Consider the following 23,225-nt stretch of genomic DNA (forward strand, 5'->3'; position numbering starts at 1 on the left):
GCTATCACACCGCCGCCGCGCTCCGCAATCGGACTTCAGGTCGCGACCATGACGAATTCCGCAGAGGCTGCGCGGCGCCGCTCGGCGCTGAGCAGGTCCTCGGCCCAGAGCTCCACCCGCACGCGCTGCGAGCGATTGCCGCGCATCGTCACCCGCGCCGCCAGCTCGATCATCTCGCCCTCGCGGATCGGCGTGGTGAAGTCGATCCGTTCGGAGGCGGCCATCACCATGACCTTCCTGGTATCCCGGGTGGAGGCGATGAAGGCGGCCTTGCCGAGCATGCGCAGCGCGTCGCCGCCGAACAGCGTGCCGTAATGGTTGGTCTGGGGCGGGAACACCATGTCGGCCATCACCAGCATGCCCTCCGGGTCCGCCTGCGCCGGGGCGAGGGCGGGCAGTGGCCCACCCTCGCGCGCGACCAGCGTGAAGCGGCCGCGCGTGCATAGCCGCCGCTCCCCGCTGAGCAGCGCCTCGGCGACCAGCTCGACCTCGACATCGAGCGAGCGGGTGCCGACGCGGACGACGCGGCCCGTCGCCTCGATCAGCTCGCCCTTCAGCGCCGGGGCGGCGAAGTCGATCCGATCGGAGGCGGCGGTGACGAAGGGTGCCCGGCCATGGCGCGAGGCGGCGAGGAACGCCACCTTGTCCATGTGCGCGAGCGCCACCCCGCCGAACAGCGTGCCGTGGTGGTTGGTGTCGCCCGGGAACACCATGTCGATGAGGCGGACGACACCGGGCATCATGCGGGCTCCGCCACGCGGACGCGAAGCTCGCGTGCCGCCGCGACCATCGCGTCGATCGCCGGCTTCACCTCTTCCCACTTCCGCGTCTTGAGCCCGCAATCGGGGTTCACCCACAGCTGCTCTGGCGCGAGATGCGCCTGGGCGAGCCGCATCAGCTCCACCATCTCCTCGACCGAGGGAACGCGCGGGGCGTGGATGTCGTAGACGCCGGGCCCGATCGCGCTGGGATAGCGATAGGCGGCGAAGCCCTGGAGCAGCTCCATCTGCGAGCGCGCGGTCTCGATCGAGATCACATCGGTGTCCATCGCGCCGATCGCCGGCAGGATGTCGTTGAACTCCGAATAGCACATGTGCGTGTGGATCTGCGTCGCATCGGCCACGCCGGCGGCGGTGAGGCGGAAGGCGTCGACCGCCCAGTCGAGATAGGCTGCCCAGTCGCGCTTGCGCAGCGGCATGCCCTCGCGCAGCGCCGCCTCGTCGATCTGGATCGCCTTGCAGCCCGCTGCTTCGAGATCGAGCACCTCGTCGCGGATCGCGAGCGCGATCTGCCGGCACGAGGCCGAGCGCGGCTGGTCGTCGCGCACGAAGCTCCAGTTGAGGATCGTCACCGGGCCGGTGAGCATGCCCTTGACCGGCTTGTCCGTCAGCGACTGGGCGTAGCGCCACCACTCGACCGTCATCGGCTTCGGGCGCGAGACGTCGCCGAACAGGATCGGCGGGCGGACGCAGCGCGAGCCATAGGACTGGACCCAGCCGTTCACCGTGAAGGCGAAGCCGGCGAGCTGCTCGCCGAAATACTGGACCATGTCGTTCCGCTCGAACTCGCCGTGGACGAGCATGTCGAGCCCGGCTTCCTCCTGCCAGCGGATCGTGCGTTCAGTCTCCTCGCGCAGGAACTGCTCGTACGCTGCGCCATCGAGGTTGCCGCGATTGTGCTCGGCGCGCGCGTGGCGGACCTCGGCGGTCTGCGGGAAGGAGCCGATCGTGGTGGTGGGGAAGGGCGGCAGGTCGAGGACCTCGGCCTGCACCTTTGCGCGCTCGGCATAGGGCGAGGTGCGATCGCGCATCGCCGGGGTGACCGCGGCGATGCGTGCCGCAACCTCCGGGTTGTGGATGCGCGGCGAGACCTTGCGCGCCGCGGCTGCCTGGCCGGACACGGCGAGCTGCGTCGCCACAAGCTCGCGGCCGCCGTTGAGCGCGTCCTTCAGCACCGACAGCTCGTCGATCTTCTGCACCGCAAAGGCGAGCCACTGGGTGATCTCGGCGTCGAGCTTGGTCTCCAGCGCGAGGTCCACGGGCACGTGGAGCAGCGAGCAGGAGGGAGCGAGGATCAGGTCGCGGGTGGCGGCGATCGGCTCGAGCCGGTCGAGCAGCTTTTCCAGGTCCGCCCGCCAGATGTTGCGGCCGTCGATCACGCCGAGCGAGAGCAGCAGGCCCTTGGGTGCGGCGACCAGCACCTTGTCGAGCTGGTCCGGGGCGCGGACGAGATCGACGTGCAGCCCGGCGACCGGCAGGTTCATCGCCAGCGTGAGATTGTCCTCGAGCCCGCCGAAATAGGTGGCGAGCATGATCTTGAGGCCGAGGCGCGGCAGCTTGGCATAGGCGCGGGTGATCGCGCTGCGCTGGCGGTCGGTCAGGTCGGTCGCGAGGATCGGCTCGTCGATCTGCACCCATTCCGCCCCGGCATGCTGGAGCTGGGTGAGCACCGCCGAATAGAGGCCGAGCACTTCGTCGAGGAAGTCGAAGGGATCGACGTCGCGGCCCTTGGCCAGGCTCAGCCAGGTGACCGGGCCGAGCAGCACCGGGCGCGTCTCATAGCCGAGCGCCCTGGCCTCGCGATATTCGTCGACGATCTTCGAGGAGGACAAAGCGAGCTTCTGCCCGGCGACCAGCTCGGGGACCATATAGTGGTAGTTGGTGTCGAACCACTTGGTCATTTCCTGCGCGGTGTGGCCATGGCCGTGCGCGCAGGCCGGGCCTTCGCCCGTGGTGCCGCGCGCCATCGCGAAATAGGTGCCGAGATCGGCGGTGCCGGCGGCGACGCCGTAGCGCTCCGGGATCGCTCCGAGCATCAGGCTGGTGTCGAGCACATGGTCGTAGAAGGAGAAATCGCCCGAGGGCAGCCAGTCGGTCCCGAGCGCGGCCTGGCGGGCCCAGGCGGCGGCGCGCAGGCCGGCGGCGGAATCGAGCAGCTCGGCTTCGGTGGATTTCCCGCTCCAGAACTTCTCGAGCGCGAACTTGAGCTCGCGCCGCGGGCCGATCCGCGGGAAGCCGAGCGTGGCAACAGTGACGGTCATGGTCTTCATACCCCGATGAAGGGCGAAGCGACCGGCATGACGCACAGGCATGCGAGGACGGTTGCCCGGCCGCGGCATGCGAGCGGCCAGACCGGGCACCCCGCCGGTGGACGTTATCGCGTCGAGGCAGGTCTCCTGGCTCGCGGGTCAGCGCGGACGATCCGTCTTCCCAAGGGGCAAGCCCCCCAGTGACATGGTGGATCGCCGCTCGCCGCTTACAGTTGCGGGGGCAGCGCCGGAATTCAGCCCTGGGGCTGGCACCGGCTTCCCGTCTTAGCTCCCGCGCGGCCAGGCCGGCGGGAGAACCTCAACCCGCCGATATTCCCATTCCCGGCGTGGCCCGTCAAGGGTGATATAAAGATATGTTTATATCGTGATATCATCATCTCCGGCGCGCAAAAGGAAAGGGGCGCCCGGATCGCTCCGGACGCCCCTTTCGCTTGCCCGAAGGCCGGTGTGCTTAGGCGCTGTAGTACATGTCGTACTCGACCGGCGACGGAGTCATCTCCCAGCGGGCGACTTCGCCGCGCTTGATGTCGATGTACGCCGCGATCTGGTCCTTGGTGAACACGTCGCCCTTGAGCAGGAAGTCCTGATCGGCTTCCAGGCTGTCCAGCGCCTCGCGGAGCGAACCGCAGACGGTCGGGACCTGCTCGAGCTCTGCCGGCGGCAGGTCGTACAGGTTCTTGTCCATCGGGTCGCCCGGGTGGATCTTGTTCTGGATGCCGTCCAGGCCGGCCATCAGCAGCGCTGCGTAGCAGAGATACGGATTGGCCAGCGCGTCCGGGAAGCGGAACTCGACGCGCTTCGCCTTGGTGCCCGCACCATAGGGGATGCGGCACGAAGCCGAGCGGTTGCGCGACGAATAGGCGAGCAGCACGGGGGCTTCATAGCCCGGGACCAGGCGCTTGTAGCTGTTGGTCGACGGGTTGGTGAAGGCGTTGAGCGCCTTGGCGTGCTTGATCACGCCGCCGATGAAATAGAGGCACGCGTCCGACAGGCCGGCATAGCCATTGCCGGCGAAGGTGTTGGCGCCCTTTTCCCAGATCGAGATATGGGTGTGCATGCCCGAGCCGTTATCTTCCTTGATCGGCTTCGGCATGAAGGTCGCGGTCTTGCCATAGGCGTTGGCGACCTGGTGCACGACATACTTGTAGATCTGCATGCGGTCGGCGGTCTGGACCAGCGTGCCATAGGTCAGGCCCAGCTCGTGCTGCGCGGCGGCGACTTCGTGGTGATGCTTGTCGCAGGGCAGGCCCATCTCGATCATCGTGGCGACCATCTCGCCGCGGATGTCGACGGCCGAGTCGACCGGCGCGACGGGGAAGTAGCCGCCCTTGGCGCGCGGACGGTGGCCGAGATTGCCGGCCTCATATTCCTTGCCCGAATTGCCCGGCAGCTCGATGTCGTCGATCGCGTAGTAGCTGGTCGAGTAGCTGTTCTCGAAGCGGACGTCGTCGAACATGAAGAACTCGGCCTCGGGGCCGACATAGACGGTGTCGCCGATGCCGAGCGACTGGAGGTACGCCTCCGAACGCTTCGCGGTCGAGCGCGGGTCGCGGGCATAGAGCTCGCCGGTCGAGGGCTCGACGATGTCGCAGACCAGGATCAGCATCGGGGTGGCCGAGAACGGATCGATCCAGACGGCGTCCAGATCCGGCTTCAGGATCATGTCGGACTCGTTGATCGCCTTCCAGCCCTCGATCGACGAGCCATCGAACATCAGGCCGTCGGTCAGCTCGTCCTCGCCGATCACGCCGGCGACCATGGTGAGGTGCTGCCACTTGCCCTTGGGGTCGGTGAAACGCAGATCGATCCACTCGATCTCGTTCTCCTTGACCATCTTCAGGACGTCATTGGCCGAATTCGCCATTGGTAAACCCTTTCGCTCTCTTTCATTGACCCGACGAATCGGGAAATAATGTTGCCCTTCGTGGCGCTACATCGTCGTGATGTTGCGTCGCGTCAAATGGCGTTCTCGTTGCGCTCGCCGGTGCGGATGCGGAGCGCGGTCTCGACGGGGATCACGAAGATCTTGCCGTCGCCGATGCGACCGGTCTGCGCCGCGGCGGCGACCGCTTCGACCACACGGTCGGCAAGCGAATCCTCCACCACCACCTCGAGCTTCACCTTGGGGAGGAAGTCCACGACATATTCGGCTCCGCGATAGAGCTCGGTATGGCCCTTCTGGCGGCCGAAGCCCTTGGCTTCGGTGACGGTGATGCCGGAGACGCCCACTTCGTGGAGCGCTTCCTTCACTTCGTCGAGCTTGAACGGCTTGATGATCGCTTCGATCTTTTTCACGGTTTCCCCCGAGGCACATGAGGCTTGCCTATCCGCGCGTCTGGCAAGGTTCGTGCCAGTGCGGGGACTCGGCTTCCGCTCTCGGTTGCACGCCGGGCGGTGGTTTAACAAGTGCCTATCAAATGGGCAGCGAGCCGCGCGGTGCCGGATTTGGGGGCAGCGGCCCGTTGCGGGTGCGAAACGGGATGACCGGCCGGTCTGTTTGGGAACTTGCCGGCGATCTGCCGCGTTGTACGCTGCTTGAGCGTACCGGGGTGTGACCCAATGCAAGCAATGCCGATGGACCTGCCCGCCGAGCTGCACCGGCGGGGAAGCGATGTGCCGGATGGCGACGTGATCGTGGCCAGAGGGCCGCTCGTCATCATGGCGCAGGGGCTGCTCGCGCTGGATCCCGAGGCGCGCAAATGCTGCTGGATCCATAGCGCGGCGGGCGACCTCGACGCGGCAGGCGCCGAGGAACAGCTCGAATGCTGGTCACACCCGCCGCATTGAGCGACCCGGCCGGCTCTCAATAGGGCGGGTTGTCGAGGCCCTTGGGGCTCTTGGTGAAGATCTCGCAGCCGGTTTCCGTGATGCCGATCGAATGCTCGAACTGGGCCGAGAGCGAACGGTCGCGGGTCACTGCCGTCCAGCCATCGTCGAGCAGCTTCACGTCCGCCCGGCCGATATTGATCATCGGCTCGACGGTGAAGAACATGCCGGGGCGCAACTCGGGGCCGGTGCCGGGGCGGCCGACATGGACCACCTCGGGCGCGTCGTGGAAGATCTGGCCCAGGCCATGCCCGCAGAAATCGCGGACCACGCCGTAGCGATGCTTCTCGGCGTGGCGCTGGATCGCATGGGCGACGTCGCCCAGATGGTTGCCCGGCTTGGCCTGCTCCAGGCCGAGCATCAGGCACTCATAGGTCACGTCGACCAGGCGGCGCGCCTTGATCCCGACATCGCCGACCAGGAACATGCGGCTGGTGTCGCCGTGCCAGCCGCCGAGCAGCGGCGTCACGTCGATATTGACGATATCGCCGTCCTTCAGCGCCTTCTCGCCCGGGATGCCATGGCAGACGACATGGTTGCTCGAGATGCAGCAGCTGTGCGTGTAGCCGCGATAGCCGAGCGTGGCGGGCACGCCGCCGGCGGCGAGGGTCATCTCGCGGACGATGTCGTCCAACTCGGCGGTGGTGACGCCCGGCACGACATGGGGGACGAGCGCGTCGAGGATCTCGGCGCCGAGGCGGCCTGCCTTGCGCATGCCCTCGAACCCTTCGGGGCCGTGGAGCTTGATCGCGCCATCGCGGGCCTGCGGCATGTCGGCGGTTACGGTCACATATTCGGTCATCGAGGCGATATAGGCCGGTCGGCCGGCTTTTTCGAGAGGCAGAAGCGCTAGGCGCGGGCGCGGCTTGCGGCTATGCCGGGAGCATGGGCGAACGCATCTGGACGGCTGGGCTGGTGGTGATCGGCGACGAGATCCTCTCGGGCCGCACGCAGGACAAGAACATCGCCCAGCTTGCGACCTGGCTGAACGTGCAGGGCATCCGCCTGGCCGAGGTGCGGGTGGTGCCCGATGTCGAGGCGCGGATCGTCGAGGCGGTCAATGCGCTGCGGACCGGCTATGACTATTGCTTCACCACCGGCGGGATCGGGCCTACGCACGACGACATCACCGTCGACGCGATCGCGGTTGCGCTGGGCGTCGGCGTGGTGATCCACCCCGAGGCGCGGGCGGTGCTGGAGCGCTATTACGAGACGCGCGGCGGGCTCACCGATGCCCGGCTGCGCATGGCGCGGGTGCCCGAGGGCGCCGAGCTGATCCCCAACCGGATGTCCGGCGCGCCGGGCATCCGGTTGGGCAATCTGTTCATCCTGGCCGGGGTGCCGCACATCACCGCGGGCATGCTCGATGCGATGACCGGCACGCTGGAGGGCGGCCGCCCGGTGCTGTCGCGCACGATCGGCGCCTGGGTGGCGGAGAGCGAGATCGCCGACATGCTGGGCGCCACCGAGCGCGCCTTCGAAGGTGTCGCGATCGGCAGCTATCCCTTTTTCCGCGATGGCCGGACCGGCGCGAACTTCGTGATCCGCGCGACCGAGCAGGCACTGCTCGACGCGTGCGGCGACGCGCTGATCGAGGGGCTTGCCGCCAAGGGGCTGGAGGCGGTCGAAGGCGGAATCTGACCCGGGCCTGCCGACAGGGCACTCGGAACATCAATGTTCGCTGGATCGGGCCAAATTGACTTTCTCACGGCATTATATAACAAGATATATAACGCTGTATGGAGTTATGAAATGGACGTGATTCGCGAGCAGGGGATCGGCTTTCTCGGCAGCCGGCTGAAGCGGCTCGGGGAGCGGATGCAAGCGGGGGCGGCGCGGGTGACCGCCGACGCCGAGCTGCCGGTGCAGCCCGCGCACATGGCCTTCCTCGCTGCGCTCGACGGCGAGGCGCGGACGATCGGCCAGCTCGTCCAGGCGATCGGGATCAGCCAGCCTGGCGTCACCCGCGCGATCGGCCAGCTCGTCGAGCTCGGCATGGCCCGCTCCGAGCAAGGCGAGGACCAGCGCCAGCGGACCATATCGCTCACCCCGGCCGGCGAAGCGGTGCTGGCGCGGGCGCGGGTGCATGTCTGGCCGAAGGTCGAGGATGCGGTCCGGATGCTGCTCGGGGAAGAAGCGGACGCCTTCATGGCGCAGATCGCGCGGCTGGAGACGGCGCTGGCGGCGACGCCGATCGACGTGCTGGCGGCCCGTTCGAGCGCGGCGGTGCTGACGATCCGCGAGTATGGCGACGCGCTGGCGCATCATTTCCGCGACATCAATGCCGAGTGGATCGACACGATGTTCCGCATGGAGGCGACCGACCGCGAGGTGCTGGACGATCCGCGGGGACGCATCCTCGACGGCGGCGGCGCGATCCTGTTCGTCGAGGCGCGCGGGCTGGGCATCGTCGGCGCGGGCGCGTTGCAGCGTTCGAAGGATGGCGGGCTGGAGCTGACCAAGATGGGGGTGCGGGCGAGCGCCCGCGGGCTGAAGGCCGGCGAGTTCCTGCTCGCCGCGCTGATCGAGCGGGCGCGGGAGATGGGCGGGGAACCGCTCTATCTCCTGACCAACGCCAAATGCGCGGCCGCCATCCATCTCTACGAAAAGCTCGGCTTCCGGCACGATGCCGGGATCATGGCCCGCTACGGCGCCCGCTACGAACGGTGCGACGTGGCGATGCGCTATCCCGGCGGCGCCTAGTTGAGGTCCTGGCGCAGGAAGCGGAGCTGCGTGCCCAGGCCCGCCGCGACGATCCAGGCAGTGAGCGCCCAGAAGGAGGTCGTCCAGGACAGCGACAGGATCTCGTTCGGTCCGAACGGGATCGCCGCGCCGCCCTTCGCCCAGGCGTTGAGATTGGCCATGTGGTAGAGTGGCAGCACCTTGACCAGCCAGCTGGTCAGCGCCGGCGCATAGCCGTGGAAGAAGATCGCGATCAGCGGCAGCATCCCCTCGATCACGACCATGGCGATCGACAGGATCACGGTGGCGAGGATCGACTGGGTGAGGATCGCGAACAGCCCGGCAAAGGCGATCGTGTAGATGATCGGCAACAGCGCATGGGTGCCCGCCTTCCAATGCGCCTCGGCGACGGCGGCCAGCGTCACGCCGGCGGGGAGCTGGCCGTCCTGGAGCGAGCCCAGCCAGCCGCCGAGCAGGGTGATCAGGTCGGCGGCGACCAGCGCGATGACCAGGAAGCCGAGCGTCACTGCCCATTTGGCCGCGATCAGCTGCCAGCGGGTACGGGCCGGGATGATCAGCTTCCAGGTGTTCCAGCCATATTCGCCGGCGAACACCACCGCGGCGAAGCCGGCGATCAGGAAGCGGCCCGGCGCCGAGGTCGGGACCTTCCACAGCATCGTGCTGTCCTGGATCCATTCGGCGGCGGGCTGGGGCGGTCCGGCGGGGCCGTGCGCGGCGAACAGGCCATAGAGCAGCACGCCGCCGATGATCAGGGTGAAGGCGATCGGATAGATCCAGACCATCAGCCAGGTGGCGCGGTGACGGCGGAGCTTCAGCGCCTCGGCGCGGACGGCGTCAAGCATCGGTGTCCCTCGTCATGGTCAGGAAGATTTCCTCGAGGCTCTGGTCATCGGGGCCGACACGGAACACGTCGGTGCCGGCTTCGACCAACTGGCGTACGATCGCCGGGGCGTCGGCTCGAGGCGCCTGGACGCTGAGGCCGTCCTGCACGCGCTGGACCGGCCATTTGCCCTGGAGCGCGGTCTCGGCGGCATCGAGCGGTTCGGCCTCGACGCGCAGCGCCTGGCCGTGATCGAGCAGGTCGCGCACCGTCGCCTCGCGGAGCAGCTTGCCCTTGTGGACGATCGCCACCCGGTCGCAGATCTGCTCGACTTCGTGGAGCAGGTGGCTGGAAAGGAACACCGCCTTGCCGTCCGCCGCCAGGCCGCGGAGCAGGTTGCGCATGTCCTGGATGCCGGCGGCGTCGAGACCGTTGGCCGGCTCGTCGAGGATCACCAGGTCGGGATCGTCGAGCAGCGCGGCGGCGACGCCGAGCCGCTGCTTCATGCCGGTGGAATAGCCTTTCACCTTGCGCCGGGCGTCGCGCGCCAGGTCGACGCGCTCGAGCACCGCCTCGATCCGCGCGCCGTCATGCCCCTGGGTGCGGGCGAGGACGCGCAGATTGTCGCGGCCGGAGAGGAAGGGATAGAAGGTGCCGCCATCGACCAGCGAGCCGACGCGGCGAAGGGCATGCTTGTCGGAGACGGGCTGGCCGAACAGCCGCACCTCGCCGTCGCTCGGGCGGATCAGGCCCAGTGCCATGCGGATCGTGGTGCTCTTGCCGGCGCCATTGGGGCCGAGAAAGCCGTAGACTTCGCCGTGGCGGACGCTGAGCGAGACGTCGTCGACGGCGCGCTTGCCCCTGGCGCCGCGGCCATAGGTCTTGCCGAGCGCGCGCAACTCGAGCGCGGGCGTGCCGCTGGGTTCGCTGGTTGGCACTGTGATCCTTCCCCCGAGGCGCCAGGCCGACGCCGCTGATGGGGAATGTGCATCAGTCCAAGTGTGTTGGCAAGATAATACGCGGCTGCTTGATTCCTCGGTTTCTCCTCATCTCCTGCACAGGCGGGGCAGGGAAGGGTGGTAGAGGAAGGTGGCGTTCCAGGAGGAAGATGGATGACGGGATCGAGCGAACGAACCGGGGTCGGGGCCTATCGTGCCGGGAGTGCCGTCGCGGTGCTGACGTCCTTCCTGACCGTCTGGACCACGATCGTGCGCGATGACGGGAACGGCATGAGCTTCTTCCTGCTGATCCTCGCGGCGATGACCGGGGCGTTCGCCGCCTGGTTCCGGCCGGCGGGCATGGCGCGGACGATGCTCGGCGTGGCGATCATGCAGGCGTTGCTCGCGGTCGCCATCGCGACGGCGCCGGTGGTCGCGCGCATGCCGGGCGCTTCGTTCAAGGCACTGCTGTTCGGCGGCGTTTTCGCGGTGCTGTGGCTGGTATCGGCGACGTGCTTTCGTGCCGCGGCGCTCACGGAGCCGAGCCGGCCTGGCTCTGCAGATAGGCGATGATGTCGGCGCGATCGAGCGGGTCGGCGATGCCGGCGAACTGCATGTTGGTGCCCGGAACCACGGCCCGGGGATCGGCGATCCAGGCATCGAGCGTCTTGGCGTCCCACTTGCCGCCCGCGTCGCGCAGCGCCGCCGTGTAGCTGAACCGCATGCTGTTCTGTCCCATCGGCTTTCCGTAGACGCCGTAGAGATTGGGGCCGCCGAGATCGGGCGCGCCGGGGCTGATCCGGTGACAGGCGGCGCATTGGGCGAACTTGCGTTCGCCGATTTCCGCATCGGCTACCTTGAGAAGCGCTGCCAGCGTGGGCCTGGGGCCGGCCTTTTGCAGCCGCTCCTCGTGCTGGTCGCCGGAACAGCCGGCGAGCGCGAAGATCATCAGCGCGAACGGGAAGCCATGCTTGGACATGGCGGTGGACTAGTCGGCCCTCGGCGCGATCGCCATGGGGCGAATTGTCCCGATCGCACGGCACGCGCCTTCGCCTGAGATCCCGCCCGGCATCAAGTCCGGGGCGGGATGACGGGTGGTGCGGCTACTTCGTCAGGCCCTTGAGCAGCGCCTTGTAGTAGGTGATCGACGGCGCGATTTCGCTCAGCGGGGTGCGCTCGTTGAGGCCGTGGGCGAAGCTGTCCGAGCCCTTCATGAAGATCGGGCTCACGCCGTAGCTCGGCACGCCCTTGGCGCGGAACCACATGGAATCGCTGGCGCCGGCCGACATGGCCGGGACGATCGGCGTGCCGGGGAAGCGGGCATGGATGCCGTCCGAGACCAGCTTCATGAGGTCGGGGCGCAGCGGCGAGGCCGGGCTGGCGATGCTGCCGCTGTCGAGCGTGCGGATCTTGAGCTCGGGATCGCCAACCACCTTGGTGAGCGTGGCCTCGACCGCGGCGACCGGGGTGCCCGGGAAGATGCGGCAATTGATGTTGGCGGTGGCGCGCTGGGGCAGGGCATTGGTGGCGTGGCCGGCATTGGCCATCGTCGCGACGCAAGTGGTACCGGTCTGGCCGATCAGCCCGGGCTCCGAGCGCAGCACGGCGAGCGCCTTGGCATCCTGCTGGTTGGCGAGGAAGGCGCGCATCGCCGCGGCCATCTGCGGATCGGCGGTCTTGGCGCCCTCGACGAAGCCGGCGCGGGTGATCTCGTTGATCTCGCCGGGGAACTGGTAGGCCTCGATCTTCGCCAGCGCATGGGCGAGCGAATAGATCGCGTTGCTCTTGCCCGGCGCGCTCGAATGGCCGCCGGGATTGGTGAAGGTCAGCTCGTAATCGGCATAGGTCTTCTCGGCGCCCTGCAGGCCGAAGATCTCGGGCTTGCCGTGCTCGTCGAGCGCGCCGCCGCCGCCATCGATGTTCAGCAGCAGCTCGCCATCATGATAGAGCTCGGCCATCGCCTTGGTGGTCTTCATCGCCGTCTCCTCGTCGCCCGAGGCGAGGAGGATGATGTCGCGGCGGGGCTTGTAGCCTTCGCGCTTGAGCTGGATCAGCGTGGCGACCAGCGTCGACAGGTCGTACTTCATGTCGGTCGCGCCGCGGCCGAAGATATAGCCGTTCTCGACGATCGGCGTGAACGGGTCGCGGGTCCAGTCCTCGGGCTTGGCCTCGACCACGTCCATATGGCCCGAGATGTAGATCGGCTTGGCCGCCTTGTCGGTGCCCGGATAGCGGGCGGACATCCAGGCGGTGTCGCCGAGCTTCTCGATGCGGATATCGGCGGGATCGAAGCCGCCGGCGACGAGCTGCGCCTTCAGATAGGCGGCATAATCGGGTGTCTGGTTGCCCGGGCCGGCGACGGTACGGAAGGCGATGCCGCGCTTGAGCAGCTCGAGCGCCTGGGCTTCGGCCTGGGGGTTCTGCTGGGCCTGGGCGGTGGTGCCTGTGAGGATCATCGCGACCAGTGCCGCACCTGCAAGAACCCGCATATTCATATCCCCTGTAACTTTCGCGCAACGCTAGCGGCGGGAAGTGTCCGGGCCAACTTGAATTTGACCGGGGTTGGCGGTAGTGCGCCGCCGCAGCCGGGGGACCGTTTCCGCCCGGCGAAGGAGAAATGACGTGTTGGCCGCGAGCGCCCTGAACGGCCTTATGCCCTGCGTCGCTTCGTTCCTGTAGAGCTCGCCTGAGCGCTGCCGGGGCCAAGCGGCGCCCGCAGCAATCCGTATCTTGAAATTCGATCAGAGATGCGTTCCGGCCGATGCCGCGGCGCGCGCTTGCGCGTGCCGTCCGCTGCGCCCGGGCGACTACGGGAAATTCATGCACGAACATCAGATCGTCCGGCGGATGCTCCGCCGGATCGGCCGGAACCTTCCGGCCACGGCGCCGCTCGCGAGGGCGGTGCACGAATGGGCGCAGCCGCATGTCGAATGGCTCACCGGCTTGGCCGTGGAGAGCGAGACTATCGGCTGGGACGCGCTGCTGGCCGCGACCATGCGGTGGCGGCCGGTGGGCGAGATGCGCCCGCAGGTGCTCCAGATCGCCGACGAACTGGCCGCGATGCTCGGCTTCGGGCCGCTCGACCATGGGCTGCTCGAGCTCATGATCGCGACCCGGAGGGTGTCGCGCGTCTATGGGCTGGTCGATGCGATGTGCCGGACGGGCATCGACCTGCCCGGGCTGCTCGGCGAGCTGGCAGGGGCCGAACCGGTCGACGCCGGGCGCCTGGCGCGGCGCTCGGCGGCGGTGCGGCTCGGGCTGCTCGGTTTCGGCCATGACTATCAGGGCCGGGACGAGATCAACCTGAGCTGGTCGCTCGAGCGGGTGCTCGATGCGGCGCCGCGGCCCGGCAGGCCGTTGCTCGAGGCGCTGGCCGGCACCTGCCAGGTCGCCCGGCTCGGGCTCGACGACTTCGCGGTGGAGGAGGCGGACTATCTCGTCCGGCTGCTCCGCGGCGCGCTCGCCGAACGGGCCATGGGGATCAACATCCTGATCCACGGGCCTCCGGGCACCGGCAAGACCGAGTTCGCGCGGACGCTGGCGGCGGCCGCGGGGGCGCGACTGCACGCGGTGGCCGAGGCGGACGAGGACGGCGACGAGCCCAATCGCTGGGCGCGGATCGCGGCGATGCAGCTGTCGCAGCGGGTGCTCGGCGGGGGGCGAGGCGCGGCGCTGCTGTTCGACGAGATGGAGGACCTGATCGGCGATGCTTCCCCAAGCGAGGGTGACTGGTTCCAGAGGCGGACGGGCAGCAAGGTGTTCGTCAACCGGATGCTGGAGACCAACAAGGTCCCGGTGATCTGGACGACCAACGCGATCGGCAATGTCGATGGGGCGATCCTGCGGCGGATGAGCCATGTGCTGAAGCTGGGCCTGCCTTCGCGCGGGGCCGGGCAGCGGATGCTGGCGCGGGTTGCGGCGGACGAAGGCGTGGCGCCGGGAGCCGAGTTCGAGCGGCTGCTCGATGCCGCGCCCGAAGCGGCGACGGTGCTGCGCGTGGCGACCCGGGCCGGGCGGCTGGCGGGCGAGGCCGATGGCGGGGTGCGATCGGCCGAGGCGCTGGTCAAGGCGCTGCGCGGCGGCGACTTGCCCCAGGCCGGGCCGGGGATGCTCGACGTGACGCTCTACGAGAGCGATCCGCCGGTGGCGGAAGTGATCGAGGGCATCGCCAGGGCGGGCGCGGCCGACGTCTCGCTGCTGCTCACCGGGCCGCCGGGCACGGGCAAGACCGCGCTCGCCTGGCACCTGGCGCAGCGGCTCGACCGGCCGCTGGTGGTCAAGCGCGCGTCGGACCTGCTGTCCAAATGGGTCGGCGAGACCGAGGCGAACATCGCCGATGCCTTTGCCGAGGCGCGGCGGCGGGGCGGAGTGCTGTTGTTCGATGAGGCGGACTCGCTGCTGTTCGACCGGACCACGGCGCAGACGAGCTGGGAGGTCGGGCAGGTCAACGAGCTGCTCACCTGGCTCGACCGGCACCCGCTGCCGGTGGTCGCGGCGACCAACCATCCGGGCAGGCTCGATCCGGCGACGTTGCGACGGTTCGTGTTCAAACTGGGCCTGCGACCGCTTGGAGCGGAGCGTTCGGCTCGGGCGTTCGAACGCTTCTTCGGCATGGCGGCACCGACGGGGCTCGACGGACTGACCCCCGGCGACTTCGTGGTGGTTGCCCGGCAGTTGCGGCACCGGCCGGCAAGCGGCGCGGCGGACATCGCCGGGCGGCTGCGGGCGGAAGCGGCAGGGCGGCCGGCGGCGGCGTCCCCGATCGGGTTCTGACCCGGTCGGGGGCGCTGCCCCTGCGCCAATCATCCGTCATCTCGACGAAAGTCGGGATCTCAGGCGAAGGCGCGGGGAACGAGCCGCACGAGATCCCGGCTTTCGCCGGGATGACGATTGTGGCGCGGGATGACGGACATGGCTCAGACCGCCACGTCCTGCGCCACCCGGCCTGCCTCACCGAAGATGCGCAGATAACGCGCGATCTCGGCCGGATCGCCCGTTGCCTTGGCAGGGTTGTCCGAGAGCTTGACCGCGGGGCGACCATTGGCGCTGGTCACCTTGGCGACGAGCGAGATCGGCTCGAGGTCGTGGCCGCCGGCGGGGTCGCAGCCGCGGAAGTCGTTGGTCAGGTTGGTGCCCCAGCCGAAGCTCATCCGGACGCGGCCGTGGAAGTGGCGATAGGTCGCCTCGATGCTGTCGACGTCCATGCCGTCGGAGAAGATCAGCAGCTTGGTGCGCGGATCGCGGCCGCGCGCCTGCCACCAGGCGATGATCTGCTCGCCGCCCTCGATCGGGGGCATCGAATCGGGGCGGAAGCCGGTCCAGTCGGCGACCCAGTCGGGCGCGCCCTGCAGGAACGCAGTGGTGCCGAAAGCGTCGGGCAGGGCGATCCGCAGATTGCCGTCATAATGCGCCTGCCATTCCTCGAGCACGCGGTAGGGGGCGGTGGCGACCTGTTCGTCGGTGTCGGACAAGGCGGCGAGGACCATCGGCAGCTCATGCGCATTGGTGCCGATCGCCTCGAGATCATTGTCCATCGCGAGCAGGACGTTCGAGCTGCCGATGAAGCGGTTGCCCAGCCCCTCCTTGAGCGCCTCGACGCACCAGCGCTGCCAGAGGAAACCGTGGCGGCGCCGCGTGCCGAAGTCCGAGATGACGAGATCGGGGAGCTGGCGCAGGCGCTCGACCTTGTCCCACATCTTGGCCTTGGCGCGGGCATAGAGCACGTCGAGCTCGAACCGGCCCTTGCCCTTCAAGGCGGCGCGCGAGCGGAGTTCGTTGACGATGGCGAGGGCGGGGATCTCCCACATCGTCGTGTGGGTCCAGGGACCGACAAAGTGCAGCTCGAACTGGCCGTCGACCTTGTGCAGGTCATACTCCGGCAGCTGGAACTCGGCGAGCCAGGCGATGAAGTCCGGCGCGAACATGCGCTGCTTGCCGTAGAAGCTGTTGCCGGCGAGCCAGATCAGCTCCTTCTTCGAGAAGCGCAGCGTGCGGGCATGATCGAGCTGGGCGCGCAGCTCGGCCTCGTCGATCACTTCGGCGAGGCGGACGCTCTTCGTGCGGTTGATGAGGGAAAAGGTCGCCTGCACCTCGGGATGGAGGTGGCGGATCATCTGCAGCATCAGCAGCTTGTAGAAATCGGTGTCGAGCAGGCTGCGGACGATCGGGTCGAGGCGCCAGCCATGATTGTAGACGCGGGTGGCGATGTCGGTGACGGGCAAGACTTCCTCCGGATATGGCCGGTGACGATAGACGGGGCGGGGTGGCTCAGCGAGAGGGTTGGTAGCGATAGAGTTCGGCCGGGCGGAACGAGGCGCCGGTCTCGCGTTCGCCGGTCGGCGCCAGCCAGCCGCGATCGAGCATGCGGCGGCGGAAGGCGGGCTTGTTGAGGCTGGTGTCGAGGATCGCCTCGTACACGTCCTGCAGCGCGCGCAGGGTGAAACGCTCGGGCAGCAGGGCGAAGGCGATGCCCGAATAATCGAGCTTGCCGCGCAGCCGCAGCATCGCGACGCCGAGCATCTCGCCATGATCGAAGGCGAGGGCGAGCGGTTCGCCCTCGGGCAGGCGCGCTTCGACTGGGCCGCCGGGCTGGAGGGTCAGCCTGGCGAGGGCGAGTTCAGGGGCGCCCTTCATTGCAGCGGCGAAGGCGCAGGCCGGGATCAGCGCGAAGTAGGCGACGCTGATGATCCGCATCCGCGGATCGCGCTCGACCGCGCCGAAGGTGTAGAGCTGCTCGACATAGGCATCGGCCATGTGCGCCTTTTCGGCGAGCAGGCGATGTGCGGCGTCGTCCAGGCTCTCGCCGATGCCGACGAACCCGCCGGGCAGCGCCCAGCCGCCCTGGAACGGATGCTGGTCGCGGCGGGTCAGCAGCACGGCGGGAGCGCCGTCGACCACGCTCATCAGGATCAGGTCGACCGCCACCGAGGGGCGCTCGAACGCGGCGGGATCATAGCTTTCGAGGAAAGCGGCCTGGTCCATCGCATCACCCTTATATGCGTTATGCGCTTTACTTATTCGCGTTGTGAACATAAGTAAAGCGGCGTGATTGGGAGACAGGTGATGTCGAACTTCGTGATCGTGGTGGACATGCAGCGGGATTTCGTGGCGGCCGACGGCGCGCTGCCGGTGCCTGGCGCCGAGCAGATCGTCACGCCGATGCGGGACTGGCTGGCCGGGCTGGACCCCGAGGAGACGGCCGGGGTGCTGTTCACCTTCGATACGCATGTACCGGCGGTCTATGCCGTGTCGGAGGAGGCGAAGCAGTTCCCGCCGCATTGCGAGAAGAGCACGCTGGGCTGGGCGTTGGTGGTCGATCCGGACGTGGTCGATTCCGCGATCGCGACGTGGCGGCTGGAAAAGGGCGTGTTCGACATGTGGGCCGAGCCGGGGCTCTTCGTCGAATCGATCCGTGAGGGCGGCTCGGTGGATCGCGAGGCGTTCTTCTCCGGGCTGTTCCGTGGGGAGATCGACGGCGTGACGGTGGTCGGGGTTGCGGCGGACTATTGCGTGCGCTGGGCGGTCGAGGGGCTGACCGCGCGTGGCTTCCGCGTGACGGTGCCGGCGGCGCTGACGCGGGGGATCGCCCGGCCGATCGGCCAGGTGGCGGCGGAGGAATGGGCCGGCGCCGATGTTGCGATCGAGGAGATGGCGTGATGCGCGCCGACCGCGTGCGGAAATATCTCAGCCGTTCCGGGCTGGATTGGGCGCAAGTCCCGGCGGATTGAGCGAGAGGAGTTGACCGGGGCGCCGGGCCTGTGGCATCGGCATCTGACCCGAGCGGGTATGGTGAAATGGTATCACAGGAGCTTCCCAAGCTTCTAGCGCGGGTTCGATTCCCGCTACCCGCTCCAGCTTCCCAGCTTCAATCGATCACCCGGCCCTCGCCGATGATGCGGCCTTCCCACAGATAGAAACGTCCCGCTTCGCGCAGCGCGCGTACCGCGGGCTCGCCAGACAGGAAGACGAAGCCCAACTCACGGGTCTCGCCGGGGTGCAGCGGTTCGTCGCGAAGCAGCGGCAGCGCATCCCAGCCGATTCGCGGTTTGGTGGTCTCCGTCATCACCGGGCAGGTCCAGCCCGGCTCCGCTGCGCTCTCGCGGCCGCCTTCCGCAGTCTCGTACATGCGCACCTCGGCCATGAGCTGCGGTGGCGCGACGCGTTGAAAATCGGCTCGGGACAATAGGCTACTCCAATCTGCGGCCGCGAGCCGTGGCGCAGCGCGCGGGACGGTGCAAGCTGGGTCTTTTCAGATGTAATTACTCAGACTATTGTGCCATTCATGCTCCGTTGGCTCGCCCCGCTCGCCCTGGTCCTCGCCACCCCCGCGCTTGCGCAGACGCCGCATCTGGAGGGCGGTCGGCTGATCGTCGATGGCAAGCCGTTCCTGATTAGGGGCGGCGAGCTGGGGAACTCATCGGCCACGGATCGTGCCTGGCTGGCGCCGCACTGGCAGCGGCTCAAGGCCATGAACCTCAACACGGTGCTGGCGCCGGTGACCTGGGAGGCGATCGAGCCGGAGGAGGGGAAGTTCGACTTCTCGAGCCTCGACTGGCTGGTCGAGGACGCCCGCGCGCACGACATGCGGCTGGTGCTGCTGTGGTTCGGCAGCTGGAAGAACAGCATGTCGACCTATGCCCCCGCCTGGGTGAAGCGCGACGGCAAGCGCTTCCTGCGCTCGACCGGCAAGGACGGGCAGCCGCAGGACATCCTTTCGGTGTTCGGCAAGGCGACGCTCGATGCCGATGCCCGCGCCTTCGCGGCGGTGATGAAGCACCTCAAGGCGATCGACGGCGACAAGCACACCGTGCTGATGGTCCAGGTGGAGAACGAGATGGGCTTCCTGCCGATCGCGCGCGAGCACGGGGCGCTGGCGGACGCCGCCTTCGCCAAGTGGAAGGGCAGCGAGGAAGGATTCACGGCGCATCACTATGCGCGTTTCGCAAATGCCGTCGCGGAGGCGGGAAAGCGCGAATACAGGCTGCCGATGTACGTCAACGGCGCGCAGGCGCGGCCGAACAAACTGCCGGGCGAATATCCGAGCGGCGGGCCGCTCGCGCACCTGATGCGAGAGTGGCGGGAGGCGACGCCGTCGATCGACATGCTCTCGCCCGATATCTACTTCCCCAACTTCGCCGGGATCGCCGACGGCTATGTCGTGCCGGGCAATGTGCTGTTCGTGCCCGAGGCGAACGAGGCGGGCGACCCGCGCGCGCCGGCCAATGCGATGCGGATCATCGGCAAGCATGGCGCGATCGGGTTCAGCCCGTTCGCGATCGAGCAGATCGACGACAAGGACCGGCTGGGCAATTTCTACGCGATGCTCGAGCAGCTGACCCCGTCGCTGTTCACGGCCAAGGCGCGCGACGGATTCTCGCCGACGGTGAGCTTCGAGGGCGTGGTCGACAGCAGCCCGCAGGTGGCGACGCTGGGCAGCTACAAGATGACCGTGGGCTTCGTCGATCCCTGGACGGGGAAGGACAAGCAGGATGCGGCCGAGCATGGCGGGATCATCCTGTGGCTGGGCGGCGAGGATTACCTGGTCGCTGGCAGCGGGATCACGGTGACCTTCGAACCGCGCGTGGGCCTGGATTTCGTCGAGGAAGGCAAATTCGTCGACGGCAAATGGGTCGCCGGCCGCAAGCTCAATGGCGACCAGACGCATCAGGGCCGGCACGTCCGCCTGCCGCCGGGCCAGTTCGGCATCCAGAGGGTGCGGCTCTACCGCTATTGAGCCAAATCGATTCCCGAGCGTTACGACCGGGATGGAGAGACTCTGGTTCATAACCAACCCCGGATCGGGATCGACCACCAAGGCCAAGTGCGACGCGCTGGAAGCCGTGTTCCAAGAGCGCGGGCTCACCCTGGTCGGCCGCACCGAATTCCCCGCGGAGGAAATCCCCAAGGGGGCCGCGCTCACCCGCAAGAAGGTGGACACCGTCGTGCTGTTCGCGGGCGACGGGACGATCAACACCGCGCTCTGCGCGCTGGCCAGCTGGAAGGGCAGCTTCCTGATCCTGCCCGGCGGGACGATGAACCTGCTCGCCAAGTCGCTGCACCCCACGCTCGATCCCAAGGCGATCATCGAGGCGGCGCATGACGAGACCACGCGGGTGGCGCTGCCCTATATCGAGGCAGGCGAGCACCGCGCCTTTGTCGGCCTGATCCTGGGGCCGGCGACGGCCTGGTTCCGGGCGCGCGAGGCGGTACGCAAGGGCGCGATCAAGAAGTTGTTCCAGGCTGCGCACGTCGCGTGGAACCGGACCTTTGGGGGCAGCGGCATCCGGATCAGCGGCGTGCCGGCGCTCAGGGACAAATATCAGGCGGTGTTCGTGCGGCCCGAGGGCAAGGAACTGCACGTCGCGGCGGTAGACGCGCGCGACTGGGGCTCGATCGTGCAGCTCGGCTGGGAATGGCTGACCGGCGACTGGGTCGCTGCGCACGCGGTCAGCGAGAGCCTGACCGACAGTCTCAGCCCCAAAGGGAACAAGCCGGTGCTCGCACTGTTCGACGGGGAGCCGGTGTCGCTACCGCCCGGCACCGCGATCAAGGCCGGCATGAGCAGCAAGGCCTTCATCGCGACACGCGAGGAGCTGGGATGACGCGTTTCTTCCATGTCAGCGACGTCCATTTCGGACGCGAGGACCGCGCCGCGATCGACTGGTTCGGCGCGCGGGTGAAGGAAGAGCAGCCCGACGCTGTGATCATGACCGGCGACCTGACCATGCAGGCGCGCGCGAGGGAATTCAGCGCCGCCGCCAAATGGCTCCAGGGACTGGGCCGGCCGGTGACGGTGGAAGTCGGCAACCACGACCTGCCCTATTTCAACCTCTGGGCGCGGTTCGTGACGCCTTACAAGCGCTACCGGGCGCTCGAGCAGATGATCGAGAAGCCGCTCGACGTGAAGGGCGTGGCGGTGGTGCCGCTCAAGACCACCGCGCGCTTCCAGTGGCGGCTCAACTGGTCGAAGGGTTATGTGAGCACGCGGGCGCTGCAGGAATCGCTGGCGCTGGTCGAGGCGGTGCCGACGGGCGGGCTGGTGTTCGTTGCCTGCCACCATCCGCTGGTGGAGGGCGGCACGGTGGCGACCTCGCAGACCAGGCGCGGTGCCGAGGCGCTGGATGCGCTGGCCCAGGCGGGTGCCGACGCGGTGCTGACCGGGCACGTCCATGATCCGTTCGACATCGAGCGCGAGGCCGGTGGGCGGACGGTGCGGCTGATCGGGGCGGGGACGCTGTCCGAACGGGTGCGGGCCAAGCCGCCCTCGTTCAACGAGATCACCGTGGTGGGGGCGAGCTTCTCGACGCGGGCGCGGTTCATGGGGGAGGGGTCGGTATCATTATAGCGACCATAATGGTTCGAAGCATTTCCTTCATTCTGTCCCTGTGGTAAACCCGATATCGGGTAATAGGGGGCGAGTTGAATGCCACCGCATTCGAACGAAGATCTTGTCGGTCGAACCCTGGATGCGCTCGATAGACTGATGCGCATGTTCGCGATCGAACGAATCCTGTACCTGATTTGCGCGATCGTCTCGTTCGTGTTGCTGATCGTCTGTTTGGTCTTCCTGTTCCAGACCCGGCAGATTTCGGTTCCCCAACTCGCGATGGTGTTCGGTGCCTCGGGACTGATCGCGGCATCGGCGGCGCGGGTTTCCTTCTTCCTCAACAAGTCGTTCGACCTGGTGTCGACGATCATCCAGCAGCTCGCAGGCCGGTCATGAGCACCAGCTTTTCCGAGGCGGAGCTGACCTCGCTCACCGAGAATATCGACAAGCTGCGCCGGTCTGCGCTGCGCGTGGCGCCGATGTTCGTGCTGGGCATCGCGGCTACGCTGTTCGCGGCGGGGGTGGCGATCTGGTACATCTTCGCCCTGTCCGACGACCTCAGGCAGGCCCGCGCCGCGCTGCGGGTCAGCGATGCCAAACTCGTGGCGGCGCTCGACAACCTCCAGATCGCCAACCAGGCACTGCAACAGGCGCAGAAGGCGGCCGGATCGGCGAACAGCGAGCGCCAGATCGCGGCGGCGATATCGGATGTCTCGCGCAGTCAGAAGGACCTGACCATCGCCTCGGCCTCGCTCAAGCAGGTCGCCGCCAAGCTGCCGCCCGCATCGCCGGCGGAACAGCAGGCCGTGCAGCAGGCCGCCGCGGTGCAGACCGGCTGGTTCGCGGTGATGGGAAGCTATCCGCTGAATGCTTCGGGGCTCGACGACGCGCAGGACCAGATCCGTCGAATCCAGGCTTCCGGGCAATGCGCCGAACTGTGGCAGACGCAGATCAGCCGCAACTATGCCGTGGTGCTCGGCACCAGCACCAGCCAGGGCGATGCCGCGGCAAGCGTGCGGAAGGCACGGGCGAGCGGCATGGCGGGCGATGCCTTTGCCCAGCGCGACCGCGGCTGGAGCAAGCTGCCCCAGTCGCCCAGCTGCTGATCAGCGCTTCGAGATATCCTGGCCGAACACCAGCAGGTTCCCATCCGGGGCCATCACCATCAGCTCGCGCTGGCCGTAGATCTGGTCGATCGGGCCATAGATGTCGCCGTCGTTGAGCAGTGCAGCCTTGGGCGCCAGCTCGGCGGCGATCGCATCGACGTCCTCGACATCGACATAATAGCAGAAACGGCGATTGCCCGGCGGCGCGCCGTCGTCGCCGGCATTCTCCAGGATGCGGAAGGCGGCCTGCTCGCGCCGGACATAGGCATAGTTGGGCGTGCGGAAATAGAGCTCGAAGCTCAGCACCTCGGTGAAGAACCACAGGGCCTTCTCGAAGTCCGGCACGTGCATGAACGGCGTTATGCGGTAGAGATTGGCCATCGTTCGCCCTCCCGAAGGCGCGCCCCATTACCGGGACGGAACGATAGCGCAATCCGGATACGTCGTTAAGCGCGGA

At 67.8% G+C, this 23,225-nt stretch carries 24 protein-coding genes, 1 tRNA gene and 1 riboswitch; of the genes, 12 read left to right on the forward strand and 13 right to left on the reverse strand.

Annotated elements, in window-relative coordinates; translation table 11 throughout:
• Nucleotides 1-35 precede the first annotated feature (35 nt).
• From GGR46_RS10520 to GGR46_RS10535, 4 genes are all read right to left on the reverse strand, one after another.
• A complete protein-coding gene (locus GGR46_RS10520; protein WP_246426030.1) occupies nt 36-740 on the reverse strand; it encodes an acyl-CoA thioesterase in 705 nt (234 codons plus the stop codon).
• Nucleotides 740-3,040: a 5-methyltetrahydropteroyltriglutamate--homocysteine S-methyltransferase gene (metE, locus tag GGR46_RS10525; protein ID WP_183997454.1), complete on the reverse strand. Its 2,301-nt coding sequence runs from the start codon at nt 3,038-3,040 to the stop codon at nt 740-742. Before metE ends, GGR46_RS10520 begins: the two co-directional genes overlap by 1 nt.
• A 108-nt stretch (nt 3,041-3,148) precedes the next feature.
• Nucleotides 3,149-3,365: riboswitch (cobalamin riboswitch) on the reverse strand.
• 135 nt (nt 3,366-3,500) lie between these two features.
• Nucleotides 3,501-4,913 (reverse strand): type I glutamate--ammonia ligase, encoded by a 1,413-nt coding sequence (gene glnA / locus GGR46_RS10530; RefSeq protein ID WP_183997457.1) that lies wholly within the window; start codon nt 4,911-4,913, stop codon nt 3,501-3,503.
• A 92-nt stretch (nt 4,914-5,005) separates the two neighbouring features.
• A complete protein-coding gene (locus tag GGR46_RS10535; RefSeq protein WP_086131131.1) occupies nt 5,006-5,344 on the reverse strand; it encodes a P-II family nitrogen regulator in 339 nt (112 codons plus the stop codon).
• Between the two features lie 279 nt (nt 5,345-5,623).
• Here GGR46_RS10535 and GGR46_RS10540 point away from each other — a divergent pair, with 279 nt between their 5' ends.
• Nucleotides 5,624-5,836 (forward strand): hypothetical protein, encoded by a 213-nt coding sequence (locus tag GGR46_RS10540; RefSeq protein WP_183997459.1) that lies wholly within the window; start codon nt 5,624-5,626, stop codon nt 5,834-5,836.
• A gap of 16 nt (nt 5,837-5,852) precedes the next feature.
• Here GGR46_RS10540 and map read toward each other — a convergent pair whose 3' ends face one another.
• Nucleotides 5,853-6,677 carry a type I methionyl aminopeptidase gene (gene map / locus GGR46_RS10545; RefSeq protein ID WP_183997461.1) on the reverse strand — a complete coding sequence of 275 codons (825 nt, stop codon included), beginning with the start codon at nt 6,675-6,677 and terminating at the stop codon, nt 5,853-5,855.
• A gap of 83 nt (nt 6,678-6,760) precedes the next feature.
• Between map and GGR46_RS10550 the strand changes: the two genes are divergently transcribed.
• Both GGR46_RS10550 and GGR46_RS10555 read left to right on the forward strand, forming a co-directional pair.
• Nucleotides 6,761-7,516 carry a competence/damage-inducible protein A gene (locus GGR46_RS10550; RefSeq protein WP_183997463.1) on the forward strand — a complete coding sequence of 252 codons (756 nt, stop codon included), beginning with the start codon at nt 6,761-6,763 and terminating at the stop codon, nt 7,514-7,516.
• Nucleotides 7,517-7,627: 111 nt separating this feature from the next.
• Nucleotides 7,628-8,578, forward strand: a complete 951-nt coding sequence (locus GGR46_RS10555) for a bifunctional helix-turn-helix transcriptional regulator/GNAT family N-acetyltransferase (protein WP_183997465.1) — start codon at nt 7,628-7,630, stop codon at nt 8,576-8,578.
• Here the strand turns inward: GGR46_RS10555 and GGR46_RS10560 are convergent.
• Together GGR46_RS10560 and GGR46_RS10565 are read right to left on the reverse strand one after the other, a co-directional pair.
• On the reverse strand, nt 8,575-9,420 hold the full coding sequence (locus GGR46_RS10560; protein ID WP_183997467.1) for an ABC transporter permease: 846 nt from the start codon (nt 9,418-9,420) through the stop codon (nt 8,575-8,577). The two genes, GGR46_RS10555 and GGR46_RS10560, sit on opposite strands and share 4 nt — an antisense overlap.
• On the reverse strand, nt 9,413-10,336 hold the full coding sequence (locus tag GGR46_RS10565) for an ATP-binding cassette domain-containing protein (RefSeq protein ID WP_221262700.1): 924 nt from the start codon (nt 10,334-10,336) through the stop codon (nt 9,413-9,415). The genes GGR46_RS10560 and GGR46_RS10565 overlap by 8 nt, the downstream gene beginning before the upstream one ends.
• A 174-nt stretch (nt 10,337-10,510) precedes the next feature.
• Between GGR46_RS10565 and GGR46_RS10570 the strand changes: the two genes are divergently transcribed.
• Nucleotides 10,511-10,909: a hypothetical protein gene (locus tag GGR46_RS10570; RefSeq protein WP_183997469.1), complete on the forward strand. Its 399-nt coding sequence runs from the start codon at nt 10,511-10,513 to the stop codon at nt 10,907-10,909.
• Here the strand turns inward: GGR46_RS10570 and GGR46_RS10575 are convergent.
• Nucleotides 10,869-11,315: a c-type cytochrome gene (locus GGR46_RS10575; protein ID WP_183997471.1), complete on the reverse strand. Its 447-nt coding sequence runs from the start codon at nt 11,313-11,315 to the stop codon at nt 10,869-10,871. The two genes, GGR46_RS10570 and GGR46_RS10575, sit on opposite strands and share 41 nt — an antisense overlap.
• Before the next feature lie 124 nt (nt 11,316-11,439).
• Nucleotides 11,440-12,825, reverse strand: a complete 1,386-nt coding sequence (locus tag GGR46_RS10580; RefSeq protein WP_343058106.1) for a M20/M25/M40 family metallo-hydrolase — start codon at nt 12,823-12,825, stop codon at nt 11,440-11,442.
• Between the two features lie 331 nt (nt 12,826-13,156).
• Between GGR46_RS10580 and GGR46_RS10585 the strand changes: the two genes are divergently transcribed.
• Nucleotides 13,157-15,109, forward strand: a complete 1,953-nt coding sequence (locus GGR46_RS10585; protein ID WP_183997475.1) for an AAA family ATPase — start codon at nt 13,157-13,159, stop codon at nt 15,107-15,109.
• Between the two features lie 143 nt (nt 15,110-15,252).
• On the opposite strand, the gene pncB is transcribed toward GGR46_RS10585, so the two are convergent.
• Nucleotides 15,253-16,557: a nicotinate phosphoribosyltransferase gene (pncB, locus tag GGR46_RS10590; protein WP_183997477.1), complete on the reverse strand. Its 1,305-nt coding sequence runs from the start codon at nt 16,555-16,557 to the stop codon at nt 15,253-15,255.
• 46 nt (nt 16,558-16,603) lie between these two features.
• Nucleotides 16,604-17,317 (reverse strand): NUDIX hydrolase, encoded by a 714-nt coding sequence (locus GGR46_RS10595; RefSeq protein ID WP_183997479.1) that lies wholly within the window; start codon nt 17,315-17,317, stop codon nt 16,604-16,606.
• Between the two features lie 81 nt (nt 17,318-17,398).
• On the opposite strand from GGR46_RS10595, the gene GGR46_RS10600 reads away from it, so the two are divergent.
• Nucleotides 17,399-17,992 carry a cysteine hydrolase family protein gene (locus GGR46_RS10600; RefSeq protein WP_183997481.1) on the forward strand — a complete coding sequence of 198 codons (594 nt, stop codon included), beginning with the start codon at nt 17,399-17,401 and terminating at the stop codon, nt 17,990-17,992.
• 123 nt (nt 17,993-18,115) lie between these two features.
• A tRNA-Gly gene (locus GGR46_RS10605) sits at nt 18,116-18,189 on the forward strand.
• An 11-nt stretch (nt 18,190-18,200) separates the two neighbouring features.
• Here the strand turns inward: GGR46_RS10605 and GGR46_RS10610 are convergent.
• Nucleotides 18,201-18,518 (reverse strand): hypothetical protein, encoded by a 318-nt coding sequence (locus GGR46_RS10610; RefSeq protein ID WP_246426031.1) that lies wholly within the window; start codon nt 18,516-18,518, stop codon nt 18,201-18,203.
• Nucleotides 18,519-18,617: 99 nt separating this feature from the next.
• On the opposite strand from GGR46_RS10610, the gene GGR46_RS10615 reads away from it, so the two are divergent.
• The 5 genes from GGR46_RS10615 to GGR46_RS10635 all read left to right on the forward strand — a co-directional run bounded on the left by GGR46_RS10615 (nt 18,618) and on the right by GGR46_RS10635 (nt 22,768).
• Complete coding sequence (locus tag GGR46_RS10615) at nt 18,618-20,069, forward strand: DUF5597 domain-containing protein (protein ID WP_183997483.1); 1,452 nt, start codon at nt 18,618-18,620, stop codon at nt 20,067-20,069.
• Nucleotides 20,070-20,100: 31 nt separating this feature from the next.
• Nucleotides 20,101-20,937, forward strand: coding sequence for a diacylglycerol/lipid kinase family protein (locus GGR46_RS10620; protein WP_183997485.1), 837 nt, complete (start codon nt 20,101-20,103; stop codon nt 20,935-20,937).
• Nucleotides 20,934-21,680, forward strand: a complete 747-nt coding sequence (locus GGR46_RS10625; protein WP_183997487.1) for a metallophosphoesterase family protein — start codon at nt 20,934-20,936, stop codon at nt 21,678-21,680. The genes GGR46_RS10620 and GGR46_RS10625 overlap by 4 nt, the downstream gene beginning before the upstream one ends.
• Nucleotides 21,681-21,818: 138 nt before the next feature.
• The gene (locus GGR46_RS10630; protein ID WP_183997489.1) at nt 21,819-22,058 is read left to right on the forward strand and encodes a hypothetical protein; all 240 of its coding nucleotides are present in this window, start codon (nt 21,819-21,821) and stop codon (nt 22,056-22,058) included.
• Entirely contained in the window at nt 22,055-22,768 is a 714-nt protein-coding gene (locus GGR46_RS10635; protein ID WP_183997491.1) for a hypothetical protein, read from the forward strand. Before GGR46_RS10630 ends, GGR46_RS10635 begins: the two co-directional genes overlap by 4 nt.
• Here the strand turns inward: GGR46_RS10635 and GGR46_RS10640 are convergent, their stop codons facing one another.
• On the reverse strand, nt 22,769-23,149 hold the full coding sequence (locus tag GGR46_RS10640; RefSeq protein ID WP_183997493.1) for a bleomycin resistance protein: 381 nt from the start codon (nt 23,147-23,149) through the stop codon (nt 22,769-22,771).
• Nucleotides 23,150-23,225 lie beyond the last annotated feature (76 nt).

This window comes from Sphingomonas kyeonggiensis, from assembly GCF_014196745.1.
Lineage (GTDB): Bacteria > Pseudomonadota > Alphaproteobacteria > Sphingomonadales > Sphingomonadaceae > Sphingomonas > Sphingomonas kyeonggiensis.